Raw genomic sequence first — 22747 nt, 5'->3', positions numbered from 1 at the left:
ACACACGTGGGGGGACACCACCGATATGAGCCAGAGCGGCACCGTGGCAGGAACCGTGCTGCGGATCTCCGTGGTCAGCGACGACCGCAGGCTCGACGTGGGGGTGCCGTCGCAGGTCCCCCTGGTCGAGATCATCCCCGGCTTCGCCCGCAGTCTCGGCGTGCTGGACCCGACCCTCACGCACGGCGGATACGCGCTGCAGCGGGCGGACGGCACGCCCCTCGACCCCGCTCGTGGCGCCGCGGCCCAGGGCGTGCACGACGGCGAGCTGCTGACCCTGGTGCGCGGCGGACTCATGCGCGAGCCGCGCATCTACGACGACGTCGTGGAAGCCGTGATCGACGCGACCGCGGAGCAGCACAACTCCTGGACCCCCGCGGACAGCTCCCGCACCGCCCTCTTCGTCAGCCTGACCTTCCTCGCCCTCTGCGCCGTGCTCCTCGTCGCGACGCCGCCGACGTCTCTGCTCCCGGCGATCATCGCGGGATCGGGCGCGGTCGTGCTCAGCGTGGCCGCCGCCGTGCTGATGCGGCTGCGGCAGCCCGAGGCCGGTCATGCGCTCGGACTCACCGCCGCAGCGTACGGCGGGCTCGCGGGCTACCTCGCGGTCCCCGCGCAGAGCATCTGGGGCTGGCCGCTCGCGGCTCTCGGGCTCGGACTCGTCGTCGTCGGGGGCCTCAGCCTGGCCGTCACCCAGGACAAGCCCGAGATCCACCTCGTGCCCATCGCCCTCGGCGCCTCGATCGGGATCACGGCCACGGCGGCCGCGGTCTTCGGCGACCCGCTCGCCTCCTACGCGCTGATGCTCGCGACCACGGCGCTGCTCGCGAACGGCATCCCCTGGCTGGCTCTGAGCTCCACCCGCATCCGGGTGATCTCGCCGCAGAGCGACGCGGACATGTTCTCCGCGCCGCAGCCCATCGACGCCGAGGAGGTGAAGCGTCGCGCCGCCGCCGGCACCCGCACGCTCATCGCGCTCCGTGCCGCGCTCGGCCTCGCCGCCCTCATCGCGACCCCGCTCGTCGCCGCCAGCGGCGTCACGGGCGCTGTGCTGTGCGTGCTCGCCTTCGTCGGCATGATGTTCCAGTCGCGGCAGATGCACGCCCGCCTCGGGGTGCTCGTGCTGATGGCGATCGGGGCGATCGGCCTCGCCGCGACCGGTGTGACCGTCGCGCTCGCCCTCCCCGACGTGCGCACCTGGATGCTGCTCATCCTCGTGGTCGCCACCGTGGTGCTCATCGGACTCACGCTGCTCACGCCAAAGGCCCGCCTCCGCCTCACGCGGCTCGGCGACACGGTCGAGGTCGTCGCGCTCGCCCTCCTGCTCCCGCTGGGGGTCATCACGGCGGGGCTCGTCTGACCGATGGCGACCAAGAAGGACCTGATCGAGGCCCAGGGCTTCAGCCGACGACGTCTCCTCTCCGCCTTCACCGGCGGCGCCCCCGGCGGCAAGGAGCTCGAACCGGCCAAGCCGCTGCGCGCCGTCATCGCGGGCATCGCCCTCACCGTCGGCGTGATCCTCGTCGGCGTGTTCTGGGGCATCATGCAGCCGGGCCTCCCCGGCGACTGGCAGAACAAACGCCTCATCGTCGCCACCGACACGGGCGCCCGTTACGTCTCGGTCGAGGGGACGCTGTACCCCGTCATCAACACCGCGAGCGCCCGCCTGCTCATCCCCGCCGGCGAGTTCAAGGTCGTGCGCACGGATCAGGCAGCCCTCGACGGCATCCCGGTCGGCGGTTCGATCGGCATCCTCGGCGCCCCTGACGACCTGCCCACCCCGAGCGCCCTCATCAACACGGCATGGACCGCGTGCATCGACGACTCCGCCGGGACCGCCGTCTCGCTGTCAGGGGCGCCGATCGCGGAGCCGTCGGCGGGTACCGGCGCCGTGGTGCAGCGCGGTGACGAGCTCTTCGTGATCGCCGACGGCCTCCGCTACGCCGTCCCCGCCGACGACGCCAACGCGGTGCTGCGCGCGGTCGGCCTCGGCACCAGCGACGTCATCGAGGTCGACGGACGCTGGCTCAACCTCTTCGAGAGCGGCGCCGACCTCGAGCCGATCCGTCTGAACGCCGTCGGCGCCCGGGTGCCGGGGACCGACCTGACGGCGGGCACGATCGTGCACGTGCAGGGCAGCCCCGCGGACGAGCGCTACGTGGCGCTCGCGACCGGGGAGCTCGCGCGCCTCAGCCCGCTCGCGTACCAGCTCTACCTGCTCGGCAGCGCGCAGGAGGCCGGCGCGGATGAGGAAGAGGTGTCTCCGGCGGAGGTGGCCGACGTTCCCACCGTTCCGAACGCCGGTGGCGACGACTGGCCCACGCTTCCGCTGACGCCGCTCGCCTCCGGCGAGACCCCGTGCGCGGTCCTGGGCGACGACGCCCGCACCGTCCTCGGGTCCACGAGCACCGAGCTGCCGGAGGACCGCGACCGTGTCGCCGTCACCGTCGGCGGTGGGGCCCTCGTGCAGACGAGCGGCCCGTCGGACGAGGCGGTGGGCATGGCCGTGCTCGTCGACGAGTCCGGTACCGCGTACGCCATCCCGGGCGCCGTGCCGGACGAGTCGGCGGAAGACGCCGCCAGCGGACCGCTCGCCCAGCTCGGTTACACCCCCGGCGACGTCGGGCGGGTGCCGAGCGCGTGGATCGACTTCTTCGCCGCCGGGCCGGCGCTGACCACAGAGGCCGCGAGAGAGTCGCCCGGCTCCGAGGACGAGTGATGCGCCGCCGCGCCGCTCTCGCCGCCCTCGTGGTGGGTGCTGCCGTATGGGGGACGCCGGCCGCCGCGGTGGCCGCGCCGACCGCCCCCACGACGATCGTGTCGATGGCGACCGGCGCCTGCGAGCCCGGCACCGTGGTGTTCGCTCCCGAGGCGCCGTCGGCACTCGCGGCCCTCGGGGCGGAGGATGCGAACCGTCTCGCCACCGGGAAGGGCGTGGTCGTGGCGGTCGTCGACTCCGGGATCGACGCCGGCAACCCGCACCTCGCCGGCGTCGTCGTCGGGGGCGTGAACCTCGTCGGCGACGGCGAACGCGGCGACGGCCTGAGCGATCTGACCGGGCACGGCACCGCCATCGCCGGGCAGATCGCGGCGCAGCCCGTCTCCGGCTCCGGCGTGGTGGGGCTCGCCCCCGATGCGCGCCTGCTGTCGGTGCGCGCGTTCCGCAGCGACTCGCCGCAGGACATCGACAAGGGGTGGGGACCGAGCGCCCAGCGCCTCGCCGACGGCATCAACTGGGCGGCGGACAACGGCGCGGACATCATCAACGTCTCGTCGTCGCAGGAGACGGACTCGCCTGCGCTGCGCGCGGCGGTGGAGCACGCGGCCGCCGTCGGAGCGCTCGTCGTCGCCAGCGGCGGCAACAGGATCTCCGACCCCGAGGCGGAGGACGGAGCCCGGTATCCCGCCGCCTACGAACAGGCGCTCGGCGTCAGCGCGGCCGACGCGACGGGGCTCGCGACCGACAGCTCGATCCACGGTCCGCAGGTCGGGGTCACGGCCCCCGGCGCGAACGTGCTCACCGCGGCGACGGGCGGCGGGGACTGCCTGTTCGCCTCCGATGCCCCGGCATCGAGCTACGCGACGGGCTATGTGAGCGCGGCGGCGGCTCTGGTCGCCCAGGCGCACCCGGACGATCCCCCGGCGGGGTGGGCGTATCGGCTGACGGCCACGGCGCTCCGTGCGGATGCCGACAACCGCGATGACGTGAACGGCTGGGGCTTCATCCGGCCCTCCGCCGCTATTCAGCTCCTCCCCGACCCCACCACCCGCGGACCCGTCAGCCCCTTCTTCGACACGGCCGAGAGCGCCGTGCGGCCCCCGGCGGTGAGCGTCGAGCCCGACCACGGCGTGCCGCCGTTCGTCCTCACCCGCGAGGTGGCGTTGATCGCCGCGATCGCCGGCGCGAGCCTGCTCGGAGTCCTCGGCATCCTCATCGTCCTCCGGCGACGCCGGGAGACCCCCGCCGACGCGGCGGTCGAGGTCGAGCGACAGGGCGGCCTCCTCGACCGCCCCGAGCCCGAGGCGTGAGAACCGGAGACAGAAGATGACCCCCATGGCTTCGCCGTGGCCGCCATACGATCGTTCGGCCTCGCTCGACGCGGCGGGCAGACGGAGCGGAGCGCAGCCACCGATCGGCTCCTCGCTCTCGCCGGTCTGCTCGTCGTCTTCGCCATGGTGTTCTCGGCGCTGACCGCCGCGGGTGCCGGATCATCGCCCGGAGGCTGCCGCCTGCCGCGCCCGGACGACGGCGCCCACGAGGGCCGCACCGGTGACCATGACATCTCCCGCCAACGGCAGCAGGGGCAACCTAATCCTGGCGAGACACCCGCACCAGTCGGAAGCCGACGATCGTCTCGATGAACGAGAGCACCAGGACGATGACCGCCACAGCCATCCCGTTCTGGCTTCCGCTCGCCGCGCTGAGCACGAAGACTCCCATGCTCCCGATCACGCCGACGACGGCCGTGAGGAGGGCGAGAAGGGTCAACGGTCCCGCCGCGGGCAGCTTCGCGGCAGCCGATCGTCCGAGCTGGAAGCCGTATCCGGCGAGCAGAAAGCTGAGGACGGCCACCACGGCTGCGACCAGGCCACCGCCGAGCAGAGCCCCTTCCGCCGAGGCGTTGGCGAGTGCCAGGAGCGCAGCGATTGTCGCGAACGCGCCGACGACAACGGAGACGATGGCGGGCACACGCGGGCGCGCCGTCCGGACTGCCCCGCTCATCAGGCGGTCGCGATCGACGGCCAGGTGGTGATGCCGGCCGACGTCGACGTCATGGTCGAACGCGCCTGCCCCGCCGACACGTACAGGATGGTGACGCCGGCACCGGCAGCGACGAGGAAGGTCGCGATGCCGAGACCGACGAGCACCGGAGCCGCCGGCAAGCCGATGATGGTTCCCGTCGCCACGGCCGCGCCGGCAAGAGCGCCGAGGAGCGTGAGGATGGCGACGGCGATGGCACCCCAGAAGGCGGCGATCGCCACCGCCAGCCCGCTCATGGCGTTGCCGATGTTCTCCGCGTAGTCGGACATGATCGATGTGTTGGCCCGGCGCTGCGGCTCGAGCGACTGCTGGTACTGGTCCGCGGCGCGCCCTGTCCACCGGTCGTCCACCGACAGGTTCGCGTCGACGATCGTGTCATTGATCCGCGACACCTGACCACCTACCCGCTTCCAGCCGTCGGCCGCGCCGTTGAGCACGAAGGGGTTGCCAAGATAGCTCAGCTTGTCCGCCAGCCAATCCCACATCTCCTGGATCTTGGTCAGCGTGGTGTCCCACGCGTCCTTGACCCGGTCGGCGACCCAGCTCAGGTACGCGGGGATGGTGCGGAGCGCCGCGTTGATCAGGCGCACGATCTCGTCGAGCTTCTGCTTGACCTTCTCCAGCAGTTCGAGCACTCGGTCAATGACGGGGTTCATCGTTGTCGTCTCGCCTTCGGTCAGACTGCCGGCTGCCAGATCCGATAGAGCTCGGACTGGGTGATGTCTTCGTAGCGCTCGAACTGATCGCGGACGGCGCGCAGCGCAGCCGCGCCCTCGCTCGTCCTGGTCGCACCGTCGGTGAGCAGTTGCTGCACGCGGGAATGCAGCTCCGCATAGAGGTCGGCCAGGTCGATCGCCGCGAACGAGAAAGCGCCGCGGTTCACCTCGATCCCCGCGATCTCCCCAGCGCTGGACTGCAGGGTGGCGGACGCCTCGTCCCACAGCGTGGCGTCTTTCGTCAGCGCTTCGAAACTGAGCGCGATCTCCGGATCCATCTCATTCCTTCCCACTGACGAACGCCACGAAAGCGTCCGGATCATCGACGAAACGGCCGTACTTCTCGAGCGGGCTGCCATCGAGCGCCCCCGCGTCCCGGGTCGCCCGGGTCTTCTCGAAAGCCTCGCGGAGTGTGTCGTTCAGCTCGCGCGAGATCTGGGCGCCGGAAGACCGCTCGGCCCAGTTTGGTGAGAGCGAGACCGCGACGAGGTGCCCGCCCGCGGACAGCTCCACGGTGAGGTGCCGGGAGAGCGGTGCGACCTCCTCGGTCTGTCGTCCCCGGCTGAGAGCGCCCGCGAAAGTCGCGTCGATGTTGGCGGAGACGTCGTCGAGGAAGGCGAGCATGTTCTCGAGAGCCCTCTCCACCGCGGGCGTGGTCTCCGGCTCCGCGAGGAGCGCCTCCTGCAGCTTCGCCGCCACCGAGTCGTGCGTCGAGGGGATCGGCGAGGGGCGATGATCCTGTTCGGCCGCGTCGCCGATGTTGGCCGCCCACGCCTCGACCCTGGCGGCGCTCAAGCCTTGGAAGGCGGCGACGATGCGGTCGCCGAGAGCCGACGGTTCGATGCCGTCACGCCAGCGGTCGGCGATCTCGACGGAGAGCACTCCGTCTTCGTCGATCTGCGCCGTCACCAGGCCTGCCTCATCGGTGAAGGAGGCGGGAACAGCCCGCGCGGACGCATCGGCGAACATCTTCGCCTGACTGTCCACCTCGTCGCGCAACTCGAAGAACCGTTCCGCATCGTCGCTCATCGACTATCCCCCCTCAAGGCGTTTCCTCGTCCACCATACAGAGCCTCCCGGCCGGCGTGGAGATCCTCAGCCGAAGACGACGAAGCCGAGCGCGACGAGCCCGACGACCGACACGACGCTCGCCCCGACGGTCGCAGCAAGGGTGATGATGCTCCACCGCTGCGCCTGCTTGGCGACGGACGGCAGCCCGGGCTCCACCACGCGCGTGGGAGCGGCCGCCCCGACGACGACGGGCGGAGCGACGGGAGTGCGCGGTGCCGGCCGGGGCTTGTAGATCGCAGGAGCCGGTGCGCCATCCGGGGCGGCGAAGGAATCGACGTGGAACCGCGGTTCGGCGGCCTGGGGTGCGGTGCCGTCGCCCTCTGCGGCGGCGCCCTTCTTCCGCCGCAGGCGTCGAGCCGGACGCGCGACCGCCACGGTGGCGTCCTCGGGGACGTCGGCCGCCGGAGGGGTGGAGCGATCGACGACCACGGTTGCGTCGTCGATGGCCTCGCCCGCGGCGTCCTCGGGCCCGGCATCGTCCGGCTCATCGGTGATGGCGCCCTCGGACGCGTCCTCCGCGGCATCGTCGGTCCGGTCGGGAGCCGGAGCCGTCTTCGCGCGATCCACCACGATGGTGGCCTCATCGACGGCGGCCGATGTGTCATCGGCCGCCGGGGGAACCGGGTCCGCCGCTCCGGCCCGCCGGCGGTCTCGGCGTGTCAGGATGACGGTCTCCTCGACCTCGTCGTCGCTCATCGCGCGCGCACCGGGACCGTCGTGCCCTCGAGCATCGAATCGGTGACGGCGGACACGGCGGCCCGTCCACCCGTCGCGTCGTCGGGACGCGTGCGTGCGCCGCCGGAGACGACGTCGATCACCAGGACGGAGACGTTGTCGCGCCCTCCGCTCTGCAGCGCGCGGCGGACGAGGGCCGCCGCCGCGGTCTCCGGGCGACCGTTCATGGTCAGCGTCGCGCGGATGGCCTCATCGCTCACCTCGCCGGTCAGCCCGTCGGAGCACAGCAGGAGCCGCTCGCCGTCGGCGACGGGGAGCAGCCAGCTGTCCGCCGTGCTGTCCGGGGCCCCGACCGCGCGCGTGATGACGTTGCGGCGCGAGAACGAGGCCAGGTCTTCGGGGCGGAGCTCACCGGCATCGACGAGCTCCTGTCCGAGGGAGTGGTCGATCGTGAGCTGCGCCAGCTCGGTGCCGTGGTGCCGATACACCCGGGAGTCCCCGACGTTGAAGACGAGCCAGTGCGGCGCCCCCTCGTGCTCCACGAGGGCCACACCCGTCACGGTGCTGCCCGCCCCGCGCTTGTGCGCGGCGGCGATGTCCTCGACCACGGCTGCGGCTCGACTCAGGGCGTCGCTGATGTCGCCGACATCGACCGGCAGTCCGCGCAGCGGCTCGAAGGCGGCGACGACAGCCGCGCTGGCGCGATCACCGGCGTCGTGCCCACCCATGCCGTCGGCGACCAGGAAGACCGGACGCGCGTCGAGCACCGCGTCCTCGTTGGCCGTCCGCGTGAGCCCGGTGTCGGTCAGCGCGGCGACCCGGAGGACGACGGATTCCACGGTCACGAATCGCGCTCCGCGACGACGTGCATGCCCACTTCGCCCAGGATGAACCGGCCGGTGCCGACCACGCTCTCCCCGGCGTCCAGGAGCGTCTCCGAGCCGTCGTCGGCCACCACGACGACGCCGTTGGTGGCGTGCAGGTCGGTCAGGCGCCACTCGTCCTCCTGCACCACCAGGCGGGCGTGGGTCTTCGAGAGCGTACGGGTGGTGTCCGGGATGGCCAGCCGCTGCTCGCCCGGTTCCCCGGTGGGGTTCCGGCCGATCACGACGCTCGCGCCGGACAGCGAGAACCGACGACCGTCGTCCAGCACGAGGACGCGCCGCACCCCGCGCTTGCGGGCGACGACCACCGTGGCGTCGAGGTCGTCGTCGGTCGGGCGCGGCGTCACCACGGTCTTGTCGACATCGGGGATGAGGCCTTCGGGAACAGCGGGAGCAGGTACCGGCACGCTCTGTCCTGCTGCGGGGGAATCGGTCGCAGACGGAACAGGGCGGATCATGGGCATCGGCGGGGCTTCGGGCTGACCGCCGTCGCGGAACGAGGGCGGCACGGGTCGGACGACACGGTTCGCCTCCGGAGCCGGCGCGGGGGCAGCGGGCTCCTCGCTCGGCGAGGAGTCCACGGAGGGAGCAGGGGCCGGCGCGGGCTGCGGGGCGGCCGGCGGTACGTCGCCCATCGCGGCCATGATGCCGGTCGTCGGCAGCGCGGGAGTGGAGGGCGTCGGCTGTGCGGCCGGGGACGGTGCTGTCGGAGCGGCCGCAGGCGGAAGCACGGGCGCCGCAGACAGAACCGGGGCAGCAGGCGGAATCGAGGCAGCCGGCGGAACGGGAGCAGCCGCGGGAGACGGCGCGGGCGGCGCCGGTGGTGCGAACGACGGAGACGGCGTCGCGGACGACGGAGCCGGCGGCGCGGCAGGCGGAGCGAAGGCCGGCGGAGCGAACGACCTCGGTGCCGGGGGCTCGCCCTGCGGCGCACCCGCGGTCGGCGGGGCACTCGCTGCAGGAGCGACCGCGGACGGCGCGGCGTAGTCCGGGAAGATCAGCGGCGGCGCCTCCGGCGATCCGTTGCCCGCGGGGGCGAGGGAGGGGATCGTGTACCCCGACGCGTCGCGCGCGGGAGCCGCGGAAGGCGGGGCGCTGCGCCGCGGACCCGGCTGGAGGGCCGCGAGACGGTCCCCCTCCGGGTAGGGCGCCGGGCCCCATGCGAGCACGGTCGCCCACACCGGCGGCAGGAGGATGGCGAGCACGGTCATGCCGGCGCCCCGCCCGAAGCGCCGGTTGATGCGATGAGTGGCGACGACCTTGAGGTAGATGCCGTAGATCTGCACGAGCGGGATGAAGTAGAACACCACCGACCAGGCGGGCACTCCCCCTCGCGCGAGGATCTCGGCCTCGTTGAGGACGGGCACCCAGCCCTTCCAGCCCTCCCCGTCGATGCGGGGGAACAGGCGCGACAGCGCGAGGGCGTACCAGACGTAGACGGCCAGGCCGACGAGCAGCCCGAGTCCGACGATGATGACGAGCATCGTGGCCAGGCCGGAGTCCGCGGGCGCGGTCATGAGTCCCCCTTCTTCCGGTCATCCAGCGAACCGGTCCATCCGAGCGTACCGAGCGCGGGTCGCGCGCCGAAGCCAGGGAGGCGCAGCGAGCGCGTCCTGGCGACGAAAGACGTCGGCCGCACCCGGGTCCGAAGACGCTGCCATCGGGTCCCCGCCTTCGCCAGTTCCACCCGCTCCGCATCCACGATCGTCCAGGCGGCCGTCGCGTCGTCGGAAGTGGGCGGGTGCTCGGCGAAGACAGCGCGGTCGACCAGAGCAGCCAGCCGCTGTGCTGCCACGCGACCGCTCGTCTGCGCGCGCTGCATCCTCGTGCCCTGCGCGTCCATGGGCACGTCATGGTCGGCGTACACGTCGGCGAGCTCTTCCCAGGCTCCGGCCAGGCGCACCTCGGGGTCTGCGGCCGTGCGCCGCGCATGCCCGCGCCGGCTCTTCGCGCCCACGAGCACGAGGAACGGCAGAACGAGCAGCAGCAGGGCAAGAAGCCCGAGACCCACTCCACGGAGGATCGGCAGCAGGAAGGCGAGGACCTCCGAGGCGGGCTCCTCCAGCGGGGGCGCATCGTTGTTCGCGTCGCTCTGCGCCTGCGGGGGATCCAGAGCCTCGGACCGCGGCTGCTCCGGAACCGTGGGGTGCTCCGGGAGCTGCTCACCTTCGGTGATGGCGCTCGGCAGCATGGCATACTGCGGCGTCGCGTCGACGGGGATCCACTCGCCGCCCGAGGCGCGCACCTCGACCCAGGCGCTCATGTTCGCGCCGGTGCACACGTCGGTGCACGCCGGGATCCCGGGGACCTCTTCGGCCGCCGCGAGTCGCGCTCCCACCACCACACGGGATTCCAGGCCCCAGTGCTGCGCGAGGAGGGCCGCGGCCACGGAGAACTGCTCGTCGTCGCCGACCGCCGCCACCAGCAGCTCCGGGTCGGCGTCGGGACCCGCCCGACGTTCCTGCTCGGTGAGCTCGGTGAACAGCTCCTCGATGCGGGCTGCGGAGTGACCGGCATAGCTGGGAGCGAAGGCGTAGCCCTCGGACTCCTGGAGAGCCGCGATCCACCCCGTGGCAGCGGCGTCCTCGAGCAGCGCGTGGCTCAGGTAGCCCCGGGATCGGAGACGGTCGACCACCTCGAGGTAGCCGGCACCGGTGCGGGGCTGCTCCTGCATCTCCGCCCATTCGACCAGCGCGGGGTATCGATCGGCATCGAGGGTCGACCGGCTGCCCTGGAGAGCGGTCACCGCGTCCGGTGCACCGGGCGCATCGACCAGCACCGAGTAGCGATCACCGGGCACGAGACCCTCCCCGCCGCCGGGCGCCTCCGCGATCGTGATGGCGGTGTCACCGTCATCGTTCACATGGAACCCGTCGGCGAGCGCGTCCGCACGCTCGCCGGAGAACGCAGGTGCCTCGGCGAGACCGGCGGGCGACGGAACCCAGATGCCCCGGTAGGCCTCGCCGATCGTGATCTCCAGCGTGACCCGGCCGGAGCCCGGGAGCGCGGAGCGCGGCAGACGGCTGAAGCGGTCATCGGCGTCGATGTGGAAGTCCTCGCCGTCGTACGCGTCGAGGGTGACGAAGCGGATGCGGTCCACGGCGCCCGGGTCGCCCTCCAGCTCCACCACCGGAGTGTCCAGGGTGTCGCCGGAGAACCAGGAGCGGTAGGAACTGAGCGGACTCGGCTGCTCCTGCACCACGACCTGCGGCTCGATCTCGTCGCGCAGCACCGAGCGGTCGGACCAGCCGGCCGCCGCCGGGGTGATCGCGAAGCCGGCCCCCAGAGCGACGACCGCCAGCGCCCCGGCGAGCAGGTGCCGGCGGGCGGTGAGCCAGACGGGGGTCGCCCGCCGGGAGATGTTGGCCGCGGCCACGGTCCGCAGCGCGGCGGCGCGCTGCAGGCGCGTACGACCGACGAGCCACACCAGGGACACCACGAAGACCGCCACCCCGACCAGCCATTCCCGCGGTGCGGGAAGCTCGACGCCGGCCACCGAGGCCGGGGAGGACGTGCCGCTCACACCGAAGGCGACGCCGAAGACGCTCATGGCCACGACCACGGGGACCGCGGCCACCGCCCGCTTGCCGCCGCTCCAGACGAAGAGCGTGGCGAGGAACGCCCCGAACAGCATCACCACGAGGAAGGGGATGAGCACCGCCTGATACTCCCCCAACGGCGGGTTCAGAGTGAGCATCTGCTTCCAGCCCAGCACGACCCCGAGCACGGCATCCCGCACACCGCCGAAGAATGCGGGGACAGAGGTGAGAGCGGACGGGATGGCGAGCGGCACCGCGACCACCAGGTACACCCCGACGGCGGCGAGCGCCCCGAGCAGAGTGCCCCAGCGCAGGACACGCGTGACGACGGCGACGGCCATGCCGAGGAGGCCGCCGATGATCCCCACCGCGAGGGCTCGGGATGACTCGTAGACCGGCCAGGCGGCCACCGTGGCGAGCAGGACGCCGACCAGGACGTACCCCAGCGACCAGAGGGTCAGGGCAGAGGGCGGGGAGCCCCGTCGTGATCCAGCGCGTCCGCGCTTCGGCCCGGCCGCGCTCATCGCAGCGCTCCTCGGGCGAGCATCTGCGGGAGATCGCCCAGCGCACCGAGGGTCATCACCGCGAGCTCCCTGGCCGTCCGCATCGTCGGCTGCGCGCCGAGTTCACTGCGCACCGCGACCGCCTCCACGGCAGCCGGGAGCTTCACCGCCGCGTGGCGCAGACGCTCGATCGGCAGGAGGGAACCGGTGAGCAGGAAGCCGATGGAGAGGTCGGGGTACGACTGCGCCGTGAGAGCGGTGACGGCCTCGAGCCTCATCACCCGCGCCGTCTGATCGATCGTGGAGGTCGCGTCGAGGAGCGCCTTGGGAGTCACCGTCGGCAGCGTGCGGATCGACAGCACCTCCGCACGGCCGTGCTCCGGGATCTCGTTGCTCACGGAGAACAGCACGTCCCTGCCGTCCCGCACACCCTGCAGCGCCAGCGAGGCGGCCGCGCTGACGGTGTTCTCGAACTCGTCGTCGTCGGCATACGACTCCGGATCGAGATCCAGGATGACGGCGATGCGCGCGTGCCGGGACTCCTCGTACTGCCGCACCATGAGGGTGCCCGTCTTCGCCGTGGACTTCCAGTGGATGTGGCGCGGCGAGTCGCCGACGACGTACTCGCGCACGGCATGGAAGGAGAGGTCGGCGTCCACCAGAGTGGTGCTCGGCGTGCCCTCGAGGTCGCGGATCAGTCCCGCACTGGTGCTGGGGAGCCGCACGGTCACCGGGTGCACGTGGATGCGCTGCACGTCCGGCCACCGGAGCTCGCGGCGGAGGATGCCGATCGGGTCGCCGCGAGTGATGGTCATCGGGCCGACGTCGATGACGCCGCGGCGGTGCGCGGCGATGGTCAGCTCTTCCCGATGATGCGCACCCGGCCGCAGCAGCGGCACGTGCGCCTCGACGAGGCCCTCACCGACCGGCACGTCCACGACGCCGGGGAGCGAGAGGCGCTCGCCGTTGTTGCGGACGTCCAGGGTCGCACCGATCTCGGCGCCCGCGACCACGCGGTCGCGGTCGAGCACGAGATCGATCCGGTAGTCGTGGGCGCCGAGGATGAACGGCACACAGGCCACCAGCAGCACGAGCGCGATCGTGGCGACCGCCCAGGCCTCCACCCAGCCGAACAGCACCCCGGCGAGCACGCCGAGCACCACGGCCACGGCGACGAGCATGCCCGCCGTGGTGACCGTCTCACGGACCCAGCCGACCGTGGCCCTGGTCGCGCGCCCCACGGAGCGGACCACCCGACGCGCGCCGAAGACCGCGCCGCGCACGGGACCGCGGCGCGTGCGGTCGTAACGCGTGACGGTGGACGTCCGCGTCGACGTGCTCGTGCCCGCGGTCGTGCGCGTCAGGCGGGATTCGGTGCTGAAGGTCACGCAGTGCCGTTCTCGCGTGGGGGTTCGACGTCGAGGAGGATCTGCCCGACGACGGCCACAGCCGTCACCCCGTCGAACTCGGCCTCCGGCTCGAGCACGAGGCGGTGCGCGAGGGCGACGACGGCGAGCTCGCGCACGTCGTCGGGCGTCACGAACGTGCGCCCGTTCTTGGCCGCCCACGTCATCACCAGCCGGGACAGCGCGAGGGCGCCGCGCACACTGGCGCCGAGACGGACCTCGGACGCCCGCCGCGTGGCGTCGACGATGCGCATGATGTAGTCCGACACCAGCGGGTTCACGTACACCCCGCGCGACATCTCCGCCATCGTCAGGATCGTGTCGGTGTCGACGATGCCGTCGAGCACCGTCTTCGGCCGGCCGGCGCCCTGCAGGATGCGCATCGTCGCGGCCTCGTCGGGGTAGCCGATCGAGGTCTTGATCATGAAGCGGTCGAGCTGGGCCTCCGGGAGCCGGTAGGTGCCGCCCTGCTCGATGGGGTTCTGCGTCGCCATCACGAGGAACGGGGAGCCGACGGACCGGGTGACGCCGTCGACCGTGACCGTGCCCTCCTCCATGACCTCCAGCAGCGCGGACTGGGTCTTCGGGCTCGCCCTGTTGATCTCGTCGGCGAGCACGATGTTCGCGAAGACGGGCCCCGCGTGGAACTCGAACGTGCCCTCCTTCTGGTCGTAGACGGTGATGCCGGTCACATCTCCCGGAAGGAGATCGGGCGTGAACTGGATGCGGCTGCTCGTCCCGTTGACCGTCTGCGCGACGGCGCGGGCGAGGGCCGTCTTGCCGGTTCCCGGGTAGTCCTCCAGGAGGACGTGGCCTCCGCTGACGGCGGTGGCGAGCACGAGCTCGACCACGTGGCGCTTGCCGAGGATCGCCTGCTCGATGTTGCCGGTCAGGATCGAGAACGTCTCGGCGAACCAGGAGGCCTGCTCGGGAGCGATGGTGACGGGGGCTGCTGCGGTGGCTGGCATAGGGAAAGAGTATTCGTGTCGGTGTGCTCGGCGGTCAGGGGCACAGGCCCGTGATGCGATGCGTGATGGGGGTCAGGGTGGCGAAGGCTCCGGTCCACGTGATCTTCGCGTCGAAGGTGCCGGGGGTGTCGACCAGGGGCGTCACCTCGAGGATGTACGAGCCGCGTGCCGCGGCGGACACCGTCACGGCATCGCCCTCGACGACGGGCATGCAGGGCTGGAACACGGCGTTGACGACGGTCGGCGCGGTCGTCGCGGTGATGTTCACCTCTCCGGAGCACGAGCCGGTCTGCGTGGCATGGCAGGCGCGGGCGCGGACCTGCCCCGGGGACGAGTCCGGGGTGAGGGCGAAGTCGCCGACCCACTGCCCGTACATGTAGTACTGCGGCACGAAGCCGTTCTCGACGTCGATGCGCGGCGCCGACGCCAGGCCGTAGTCATAGCGGTTCCCGTCGCGCCGGGGGTCCTTCGCGACCGTGTAGGTGGTGTCACCGCCGGGCCCGTCGACGAACGTGAACGTGAAGACGGTTGTCGTGGACGACTCGGCCACGCCGTAGCCGTTCGATGCGCACGCCTTGACGTAGTACAGCTGGTACGGCCGCAGCCCCTGCAGAGAGGGGGACTCGGACCGCACCTCGCCGCCGGAGACCGACAGCGTGCCGTCTCCGTTCGCCGTGCAGCTGACGCTGCCCGATCGCCACGCGACATAGGTGACCTGGACGCCCCTGGTGCTGCCGTTCGCCTGTGCCGCGATGCCGGAGACGTTCACCGCCGTGTTCGAGACCGCCGTCGCCTGCGTCGTCGCCGGGTCGAAGTACACGGAGCCGGCGACGGTCACGGATGTACGGAACCCGCCGCCTTCGTTGCCGCCGCCGGTGGGCGGCTGGAACTGGCTGATCGGGACGATCGTGAGCGTCTGCGCCCCCGGCGACAGCGAGATATCGGCCGTGGTGGTCGCCCCCGTGCGATTGATGACCTCGCCCGTCTCCTCGATCCGGAAGGAGACAGCATCGTCGGCGGCGTCGATCGATACCCGCACCGCCCCGCGCCCGCGGTCGGAGACCCCCGGTCGATACTCCGGCGTGGCCGTCGCGTTCGCCACGACCGGGGCGGCGTAGGCCCAGCTCGTGTGCGGCGAGGTGGACGCCGAGGTGCCGACGGCGTTGACCGCTGCAGCCGTGAAGGTGTGCGGCGCGCCGTTGGTCAGCCCATTCACCGTGCAGCGGTACACAGCACCGGCCGGACTGCAGGAGGCATTGGCCGCCGCCCCGTCCTGGAGGATGGTCACGCCCGACACCGCGGGGTGGGCGCGGCGCGCCTCGCCGAGCGGCACCTCCAGCACGACCGTCGAGCGGGTGAAACCCACGGTGGTCACGCTCGCCGGCGCCTGCGGGAATCCCTGCAGGTCGAGCGTGAGGGTGCCCGTGCCGGTTCGCCCCTGCGCGTCGGCCACGACGAACGAGACCACGCACTGCCCGCCCGGCGCCTGCCCGCCACCGGGCCAGCTCGCGGTGATCGTCTTGGAGCCCGCCGTCGAGAACGAGGCGACGTCGCAGCGCGATCCCGCCCCGAGCGACATCAGTCGCAGCCCGGATCCCGGCTTGCCGGCGAAGGGATCGTACTCGCCCGCCACATCGACGACGTCGATCGAGCAGCGGGCGCTGGTGACGACGCACTGCTTCGTGAAGGTCGCTCCCCGCGGGGCGTCTGGTGGGGCTGCGCCCACGACCAGACGCACGGAGGCTGAGGGCTGTCCGTACTGCGGCACGGTCACGCTGACGTTCTCGGTGTTGCCCGGTCGCGCGTCGGCGCGCGCCTCGATCGTCAGCTTCGCCCCGCTCTGCGTGACCACGAACGCCGAACCCGAGTACACGATCCGGTACTCGAGGGAGCCCGCGTTGCCCTCGCGCCCGCCTTCCCACGCGGCCATGTTGGCGTAGAGGTCGACGCTCTCCGTGGCTCCCGGCGCAATCGTGTGCGAGATCGAGGAGAGCAGCAGCTGCGGTTCGGACGGACGGATGCTGACCGGGACGTCGATGTAGGACCAGCGCTTCTGTCCGTCCAGACGCACCGGGATCAAGCAGGTGTCCGACCACGGCGCCTCACGACCGGCACGGTACTCCGCCTTGCGGGGGCCATCGGCCGCGCACGACGCCGCAGCCCGTTGCGCGGTGAACGCTCCGGAGCCGATCTCCACGGCATCCGATGACGGCAGATCGAGGTAGTCCGGCACCGCGAAGCTGACGGCCGCGTCCTCATCGACGACGACCGGCGTCGCGCCGGGGACGAGCTGGACCTGCATGTCGTCGAACGCCGGGATCCGCAGGAAGCCGTAGGCGGTCACGTCCCGTCCGCCGGCGGCGTTTCCGGTGAGCTGGAAGGGCACCAGTGCGCCCTCCTTCGGAGCGGGGCCGATGATCCGGTTCCCCTTCACCGTGTACCCGGCCTGATCGCCCCACAGGCTCAGACGGAGCGACGAGACGTCGCCGGACGGCCAGCGCACCCGGTCCGTGACGACGTCGAGGCCACCGTCCACGAGGTCGTCCCGGTCGCGCGCCGTGAGCACCGTGTCCGTCACGACCGGCTGATCGGCGACCGTGCCCTCGGTCACGGTCAGCACGATGAGGCCCTGCGCCGTGCTCCCGGTCCGCGTCGACTTCACCGTGTAGAAGTAGGAGTTCGTCCCCGCCGTCTCCCCGGCGCGCAGCACGACGCGCCCGTCCTTCAGGGAGGTGTCGGAATCGATCAGTGCATTCAGCCGCTCGTACAGCGGGTTCCCCTTGACGGGAGGCGCGTTCGGGACGAGCGCGGTGATCTCGAGCTCGCTCTGCGCCGGGTCGAGGTCGTTGGACCGGGGGTCCAGCACGACCGGTGTGCGGGACCCCGCCTCGACCCGGACGTAGTCGCTGAACGTCACCGGAGCGGCGTCCTCGACATCCGCGTCCAGGACGCCGATGCGGACCGCGCCGCTGCCTTCCTCACCCTGCGGGTCGCGCACGGTGTAGCGGAACGACACCTGTCCGCCGTCCACTCCCCCGGCCGGGGCCCGGTACACGATCGCCTCGCCGCTGGCCGAGATGGTCGCCGTGCCCCCGCCCTTCTTCGGCTGGTCGACGCCGGACAGCACCACCCGGTCCCCGTCTCCGTCCATCCCGGTCGTGGGTACCGGAATCGTCACGGTCTGCCCGCTGAGGACGCGACCGGTGAGAGCGATCGGCGTGGGAGCGCGGTTCGTCCCGGGCGGCACGACGGTGACCGTCACGACGCCGTCGTCGGAGAGGGAGGGGTTCCGTTCGAGCGAGACCGAGTACGTCAGCCGATAGGTGCCTGGCGTCTTCGGCGCCAGGTAGCGCAGCGCGTTGCGGTCGGCGAAGACGAGTTCGTCCGGTTCGCCCGACCCTGTCACCTCCGGGAGCACCAGGAGCGGCTCCCCGCGGGGGGCGACGTCATTGGCGGCGACCTCGATACGCGTGAGCGAGCCCGCCCGCACCGTCACCGCGTCCGGGAAGACGATCGGGCGGGTGACGGTGGACGGCGGGGTGAGGAACACGCTCACCGTGCCCTGGACGGCCCCGCCCGCGCCATCCGCGACCGTGACGGTGGCCTTGCCGATCAGGCCGGGCTCGCCGTCCTCCGTCGTCCCGTTCACCCGCAGGCTCTCGTTCCCGACCACGCGCACGTTGAGCTGCGGGGTGGAGCTCACGGCGTCGGACAGCAGCAGCACCCGTCCGCTGGTGTTCTGCACCGCGCGGAGCACATCGACGGTCGTGTCCTCGCCCTCGCGGACGAACGCCGTCAACGGCGCCATCGCGAGCGCTGCGGAGCCGTCGACCGCCGTGACGCGGATGACCGCCGACTGCTCCGCCTGGGTCGTGGCGTCCTGCGCGGTGTACGTGACCACGTACTGGCCCGGCTCCGCCGCGGTCAACTCCACGGTGCCCGCGGCCGCGTTGGGGGTGACCTCGAAGCCCTGCGCAGTCGCGGCGGTCTGGACGGCGTCGACGAGGCGATACGACCCGGAGCCCCCGGACAGATGGTCGGAGATGCGGATGGACTGCCGCTCGCCCACGCGCGCGGTCACCGCGACGGCCGATGCCTGGAGGGCAGGGCTGCCGCTGACCTGGACTTCGAGGGTCTTCTCTGCGGTCGCACCGTGCACGTCCTGCACCACCACCGTGACCGGGATCACGGCATCCGCGGCGTTCGGGTCGGTGTGCCGGATGGCGACGCGGCCGTCGTCCGTCGGCGCCACCATCACCGGTGCCGAGGGATCCGTCTCGTAGGCGTCGCTCAGGATGAAGGCATCACCCTCGGGGTCGACCCAGCCGGAGAGCGCTGAGACGATCGTGCTGCCGCCGGCGAGGATCTGCGGCGTCGGCCACTCCTGCTTGCAGGCGTCGACGCCGCACCAGACCGGAGCGGAGTTGACTCCTGGATCGACGACCGTCAGCGTCACGGTCGCCGGCGGCGAGACGGCCGCGCCGTCCGACACGGCGTACGTGAAGCTCGCCTGGCCCGAGCCCGCCTTCACATCGACGACCAGCGACTGGCCGTCCGCCACGAGCGCCAATTCCCCGAATGCCGGATCGCTCAGGCCTGCCGCGACGGACTCGGGATCGATCGTGAGGACGTCCTTCTTGTTCGGGTCGTGATCGTTCAGGAGGACCGGCAGGAGGACCTGCTCCCCCGCACGCACACCGAACGCGTCGTCGACGGCCACCGGCGGAAGCTGCTCCGCCACGTCCTCGACGACGATCGTGCCCTCCTGCTGCTCCGTGTCGTCCTCGATCTTCCACTGCTCGAGCGGGATCAGCACGCCGTCCGGCGCCGTCCAGATGAGGCCCGTCCCGGTCTCTACCAGCACCGCGCGATCGCCGTTGCCCTGGAAGACCGGGTCGATGGCTGCCGCGTCGAGCGTCTCGTCCGGGACCTGCAGCGGAGTGGTCTCCCCCGCGCTCCACAGGGTTCCGCCGCCGCTGTCGAGCCACGCCGCGTAGGTCTCCCCCCGGACCGTGACCGGTGCGGCGGGGACGCCGGAGGCCTCCGCCACCCGGTCGGCCTCTCCGGACGCGAGGTCGACGGAGACGAGGCCGTCCGAGTCCGCGACGAGCACCGCGTCGCCCTCGGCGGCTCCACGCTGGAGGCGTGCGTCCTCGGCGACGTCGAGCGTGACCGCCGCATCGCGACCGGAGAGCCACAGCTCGCCGGAGGTCGGCTGCAGCATCGCCCAGCGTTCCCCGACGACCGCGATCGCCAGGCCCTCCCCGGCTTCCGGCGCATCGGCCACGGGTGACTCATCCCCCAGGAACCGGTGCTCGTCGATGTCGAAGCGGCGCACGGCCCCCTCGTCCGCCGAGTAGAGGACGAGCAGGCCATCCGGCGACAGCCCGATGGCATCGGCGGTGTACGTCGGCGGGTCCTCCCCCTCCTCGACCTCGACCTCGGCGAAGGGGTCGACGAGGGCCGTGCCCGCCCCCGGTGCGAGGGTCGACACCGACACCTGCCCGGTGTCGGTGCGGTAGGCCACGTAGACCCCGGCGGAGAGGACGTCGCGGGTCCCGGCGGGGGTCGGCTGCGAAGCGAGCGGGGTCCCCTCTTCAGAGCTGTCGGAGAGCAGATCGGCGGGGCTGGCCGGATCGACGTCCCACCGCTGCCGGTTCCCCTGTGCGTAGAGCACAGTGCTGGAGCCGCTCTGCCAGACCGCCTCAGGGTCATCGACATCGCGGACGGTGTCGATCTCGGCGAGCTCGGTGTTGACGCGCGCATACTGTCCGCTGTCGCGCATGACCCAGACCGCCGGTTCGAGACGCGGCACCTCCTGCGACTGATACCCCTGCGCCGTCACCGCGAGCGCCACGACGACCACGAGCGCGATGATCCCCGAGATCAGCGCGATCAGCTTGCCCCTGGGCGGGGTCGCCGCCTCGGCGGCGGTGCGGTTGCCTGCCGCCATCAGAGGATCCCTGTGAGGAACAGGACCGCGGTTCCGAGACCCGCGATGACGGCGGCGCCGATCACGGCGCCGACGATACCGACGACCAGGGGGGACCGGCTTCGGCCTCGGGTGCTCGCGGGGATGTCGTCCCGCTCACGGGGTGCGGCCTGCGGACGGGCGGCGCGCGCTGCCCTCCGCGAGTCGGGCGCGACCGTCGTGATGACCGGCCCGCGGACGCTCGTATCCGAGAAGTTCACCGGCGCCGCCGCGGCCCACTCCGCCGACGCCGCCTCGAAGGCCGTCGGCGAGATGCCGAGCTCGTACTGCGCCCAGCGCAGCTTCTCCGCGAACTCCGCCATGCTCGCCGGCCGCTTCGCCGGGTCGCGGTGCATGGCGCTCGCGAAGATGTCGTCGATGATCGGCGGGATGCCGGGGACCGGCACCGCCGTGTACCGCGCCTTGATGATGCGGTCCGTGAGCTGATCGCGCGAGTTCGAGCCGCGGTCGCCGCGTTCGAACGGACTGCGGCCGGCGAGCAGCGTGTACAGCGTCGCGCCGAGGCTCCACACCTCGCTGGGGATGGATCCGGACACGCGCTCCTGCAGCACCTCGGGGGAGCTCCAGGGCACGGACATCGCGATGGTCTCGCCCTCGCCCTCCTCGATGACGGCAGCGGCGATGCCGAAGTCGGCCAGCACGGGCGCGCCGAGCGAGTTGATGAGCACGTTCGAGGGCTTGATGTCGCGGTGCAGCAGACCGGCCCGGTGCACGGTCTCCAGAGCGCCGGCCATGCGGACGCCGATGTCGAGCACCTCCGCGAGTGGAAGCGGGGCCTTCTTGTAGCGCGCGCTCATCGTGTCGGGGCAGTACTCCATCGCGAAGTACGGCCGCCCGTCCGCCGAGATGGACGCCTGGTAGATCGTGACGATCGAGGGGTGGGCACTCAGCCGCGCCGAGATGTCGGCTTCCACGTTGAAGGTCTGCAGCACCTCGGGGTTCACGGCATCCGCGAGCAGGACCTTGACGGCGACGACGCGGCGCGGCATGTCCTGTTCGTAGAGGAACACATCGGCGAATCCACCGGACCCGAGCGGACGCACATAGCTGTACCCCGCCAGCGTCGGCGGTGTCGCTGCCATGCGCGTTGCCACACCTGCTCCTCACGGTCTGATGGGAGACCGCGCGCCTGCAGCCGCCCGGCGTCGTGCGCCGGGGGATCCCCCGATGTGCCGAGTATATCGGGCGAGGGAGTGTGGCCCCGCTCTCTTCTCGTCGGACCGTCAGGCCTTCCAGCACCCCTCGATGTGGTCGTCCACCATACCCGCCGACTGCATGAGTGCGTACATCGTCGTCGGCCCGACGAAGCGGAAGCCTCGCCGCCGCAGTTCCTTGCTCAACGCGGTCGACTCCGGAGTGACGGCGGGGACGTCGGCGAACTCCCGTGGCCGTGCTCCGGTCGCCGGCGGGGCGAACGACCACATCAGCGCGTCGAGCTCCCCGTCCGCCATCGACTCCACGATCCGGGCGTTGCCGATCGTCGCGAGGATCTTGGCGCGGTTGCGGATGATGCCGGGGTCGCCCATGAGGCGTTCCACGTCCGCCTCGTCGAACGCCGCCACCGCCTCCGGCTCGAAGCCCGCGAACACCTCCCGGAACCGCGGGCGCTTGCGCAGGATCGTGATCCACGACAGCCCCGCCTGGAACCCCTCGAGCGCCATCTTCTCGAACAGCGCGCGGTCCCCGTGCAGCGGCGTCCCCCACTCCTCGTCGTGGTACCGGCGGTATTCTGCGTCGTCGCCGACCCAGGCGCAGCGCGCACGGGAGTCGGGCCCCAGGAGGAGGGAGGTCATCCCCTCACCGTATCCGCCCCCACCGACACCCCCGTCCCCCGTCCCTCGTCCCGCCGTCCTCGGTGCGAGTTCACTTCCGCCCCTCCCCTCGCCTCCCCAGGCCCGTTTTCCGTCCCGCCCCGACACACACCTCCGACGGGGGATCGAGAAGGGCCCTTCGACACAAATCCGCGGCACCTTTTCGATCCCGCACCCGCACCTCCGACGCGAGATCAAAGCAGACCCTCCGACACGGAACTCCGGCACCTTTCCCATCCCGCGCCGACCGCGGAGGCAGCGGACCGCCGTGGCACGGTGCACCCGTTCCGCGCCCGCAGCTCGTCCTCCGCGCGCGCCCACCCAAGGCCAGCGCGGGATCAGAACCGCACCGACGCGGCCCTCGCCCGGAGACTCTTCCGTCCCGCCCCAGGGGCTCCACGGTCACGGGACGGAAATCGC

16 protein-coding genes are annotated in these 22747 nt (G+C 71.9%); 3 read left to right on the top strand and 13 right to left on the bottom strand.

Features of this window, described 5'->3' with window-relative positions; genetic code table 11:
- Positions 1–25: 25 nt before the first annotated feature.
- Genes eccD through KZC57_RS12150 form a run of 3 tightly spaced genes read left to right on the top strand, consistent with a single transcriptional unit; the run spans position 26 to position 4029 of the window.
- Positions 26–1360, top strand: coding sequence for a type VII secretion integral membrane protein EccD (gene eccD, locus KZC57_RS12160; RefSeq protein WP_060923226.1), 1335 nt, complete (start codon positions 26–28; stop codon positions 1358–1360).
- 3 nt (positions 1361–1363) lie between these two features.
- Entirely contained in the window at positions 1364–2719 is a 1356-nt protein-coding gene (gene eccB / locus KZC57_RS12155; protein WP_247641868.1) for a type VII secretion protein EccB, read from the top strand.
- Positions 2719–4029, top strand: a complete 1311-nt coding sequence (locus KZC57_RS12150; protein ID WP_247641867.1) for a S8 family serine peptidase — start codon at positions 2719–2721, stop codon at positions 4027–4029. Before eccB ends, KZC57_RS12150 begins: the two co-directional genes overlap by 1 nt.
- Positions 4030–4309: 280 nt before the next feature.
- Here KZC57_RS12150 and KZC57_RS12145 read toward each other — a convergent pair whose 3' ends face one another.
- The 13 genes from KZC57_RS12145 to KZC57_RS12080 all read right to left on the bottom strand — a co-directional run bounded on the left by KZC57_RS12145 (position 4310) and on the right by KZC57_RS12080 (position 22309).
- Complete coding sequence (locus KZC57_RS12145) at positions 4310–4723, bottom strand: hypothetical protein (protein WP_144881419.1); 414 nt, start codon at positions 4721–4723, stop codon at positions 4310–4312.
- The gene (locus KZC57_RS12140) at positions 4723–5418 is read right to left on the bottom strand and encodes a hypothetical protein (protein WP_139833250.1); all 696 of its coding nucleotides are present in this window, start codon (positions 5416–5418) and stop codon (positions 4723–4725) included. The genes KZC57_RS12145 and KZC57_RS12140 overlap by 1 nt, the downstream gene beginning before the upstream one ends.
- 20 nt (positions 5419–5438) lie before the next feature.
- Positions 5439–5756 (bottom strand): hypothetical protein, encoded by a 318-nt coding sequence (locus tag KZC57_RS12135; RefSeq protein WP_060923221.1) that lies wholly within the window; start codon positions 5754–5756, stop codon positions 5439–5441.
- Position 5757: 1 nt separating this feature from the next.
- A complete protein-coding gene (locus KZC57_RS12130; RefSeq protein ID WP_085604910.1) occupies positions 5758–6507 on the bottom strand; it encodes a hypothetical protein in 750 nt (249 codons plus the stop codon).
- A 66-nt stretch (positions 6508–6573) separates the two neighbouring features.
- A complete protein-coding gene (locus KZC57_RS12125) occupies positions 6574–7245 on the bottom strand; it encodes a hypothetical protein (RefSeq protein WP_060923219.1) in 672 nt (223 codons plus the stop codon).
- A complete protein-coding gene (locus KZC57_RS12120; RefSeq protein ID WP_247641866.1) occupies positions 7242–8069 on the bottom strand; it encodes a protein phosphatase 2C domain-containing protein in 828 nt (275 codons plus the stop codon). The genes KZC57_RS12125 and KZC57_RS12120 overlap by 4 nt, the downstream gene beginning before the upstream one ends.
- The gene (locus tag KZC57_RS16440) at positions 8066–9625 is read right to left on the bottom strand and encodes a DUF5684 domain-containing protein (protein ID WP_105949197.1); all 1560 of its coding nucleotides are present in this window, start codon (positions 9623–9625) and stop codon (positions 8066–8068) included. The genes KZC57_RS12120 and KZC57_RS16440 overlap by 4 nt, the downstream gene beginning before the upstream one ends.
- Entirely contained in the window at positions 9622–12171 is a 2550-nt protein-coding gene (locus KZC57_RS12105; protein WP_247641865.1) for a transglutaminase domain-containing protein, read from the bottom strand. Before KZC57_RS12105 ends, KZC57_RS16440 begins: the two co-directional genes overlap by 4 nt.
- Positions 12168–13538, bottom strand: a complete 1371-nt coding sequence (locus KZC57_RS12100) for a DUF58 domain-containing protein (RefSeq protein WP_060922370.1) — start codon at positions 13536–13538, stop codon at positions 12168–12170. Before KZC57_RS12100 ends, KZC57_RS12105 begins: the two co-directional genes overlap by 4 nt.
- On the bottom strand, positions 13535–14524 hold the full coding sequence (locus KZC57_RS12095) for a MoxR family ATPase (protein ID WP_060922371.1): 990 nt from the start codon (positions 14522–14524) through the stop codon (positions 13535–13537). Before KZC57_RS12095 ends, KZC57_RS12100 begins: the two co-directional genes overlap by 4 nt.
- A 34-nt stretch (positions 14525–14558) precedes the next feature.
- Complete coding sequence (locus tag KZC57_RS12090) at positions 14559–20477, bottom strand: Ig-like domain-containing protein (RefSeq protein ID WP_247641864.1); 5919 nt, start codon at positions 20475–20477, stop codon at positions 14559–14561.
- Positions 20477–21610, bottom strand: coding sequence for a serine/threonine-protein kinase (locus KZC57_RS12085; protein ID WP_167627851.1), 1134 nt, complete (start codon positions 21608–21610; stop codon positions 20477–20479). Before KZC57_RS12085 ends, KZC57_RS12090 begins: the two co-directional genes overlap by 1 nt.
- A gap of 129 nt (positions 21611–21739) precedes the next feature.
- Positions 21740–22309 (bottom strand): DNA-3-methyladenine glycosylase I, encoded by a 570-nt coding sequence (locus KZC57_RS12080; protein ID WP_247641863.1) that lies wholly within the window; start codon positions 22307–22309, stop codon positions 21740–21742.
- Positions 22310–22747 lie beyond the last annotated feature (438 nt).

Origin of the sequence: Microbacterium sp. KSW4-4, from assembly GCF_023091185.1 — a bacterium.
GTDB lineage: Bacteria > Actinomycetota > Actinomycetes > Actinomycetales > Microbacteriaceae > Microbacterium > Microbacterium paraoxydans.
This window is presented reverse-complemented; position numbering and strand designations above follow the sequence as displayed.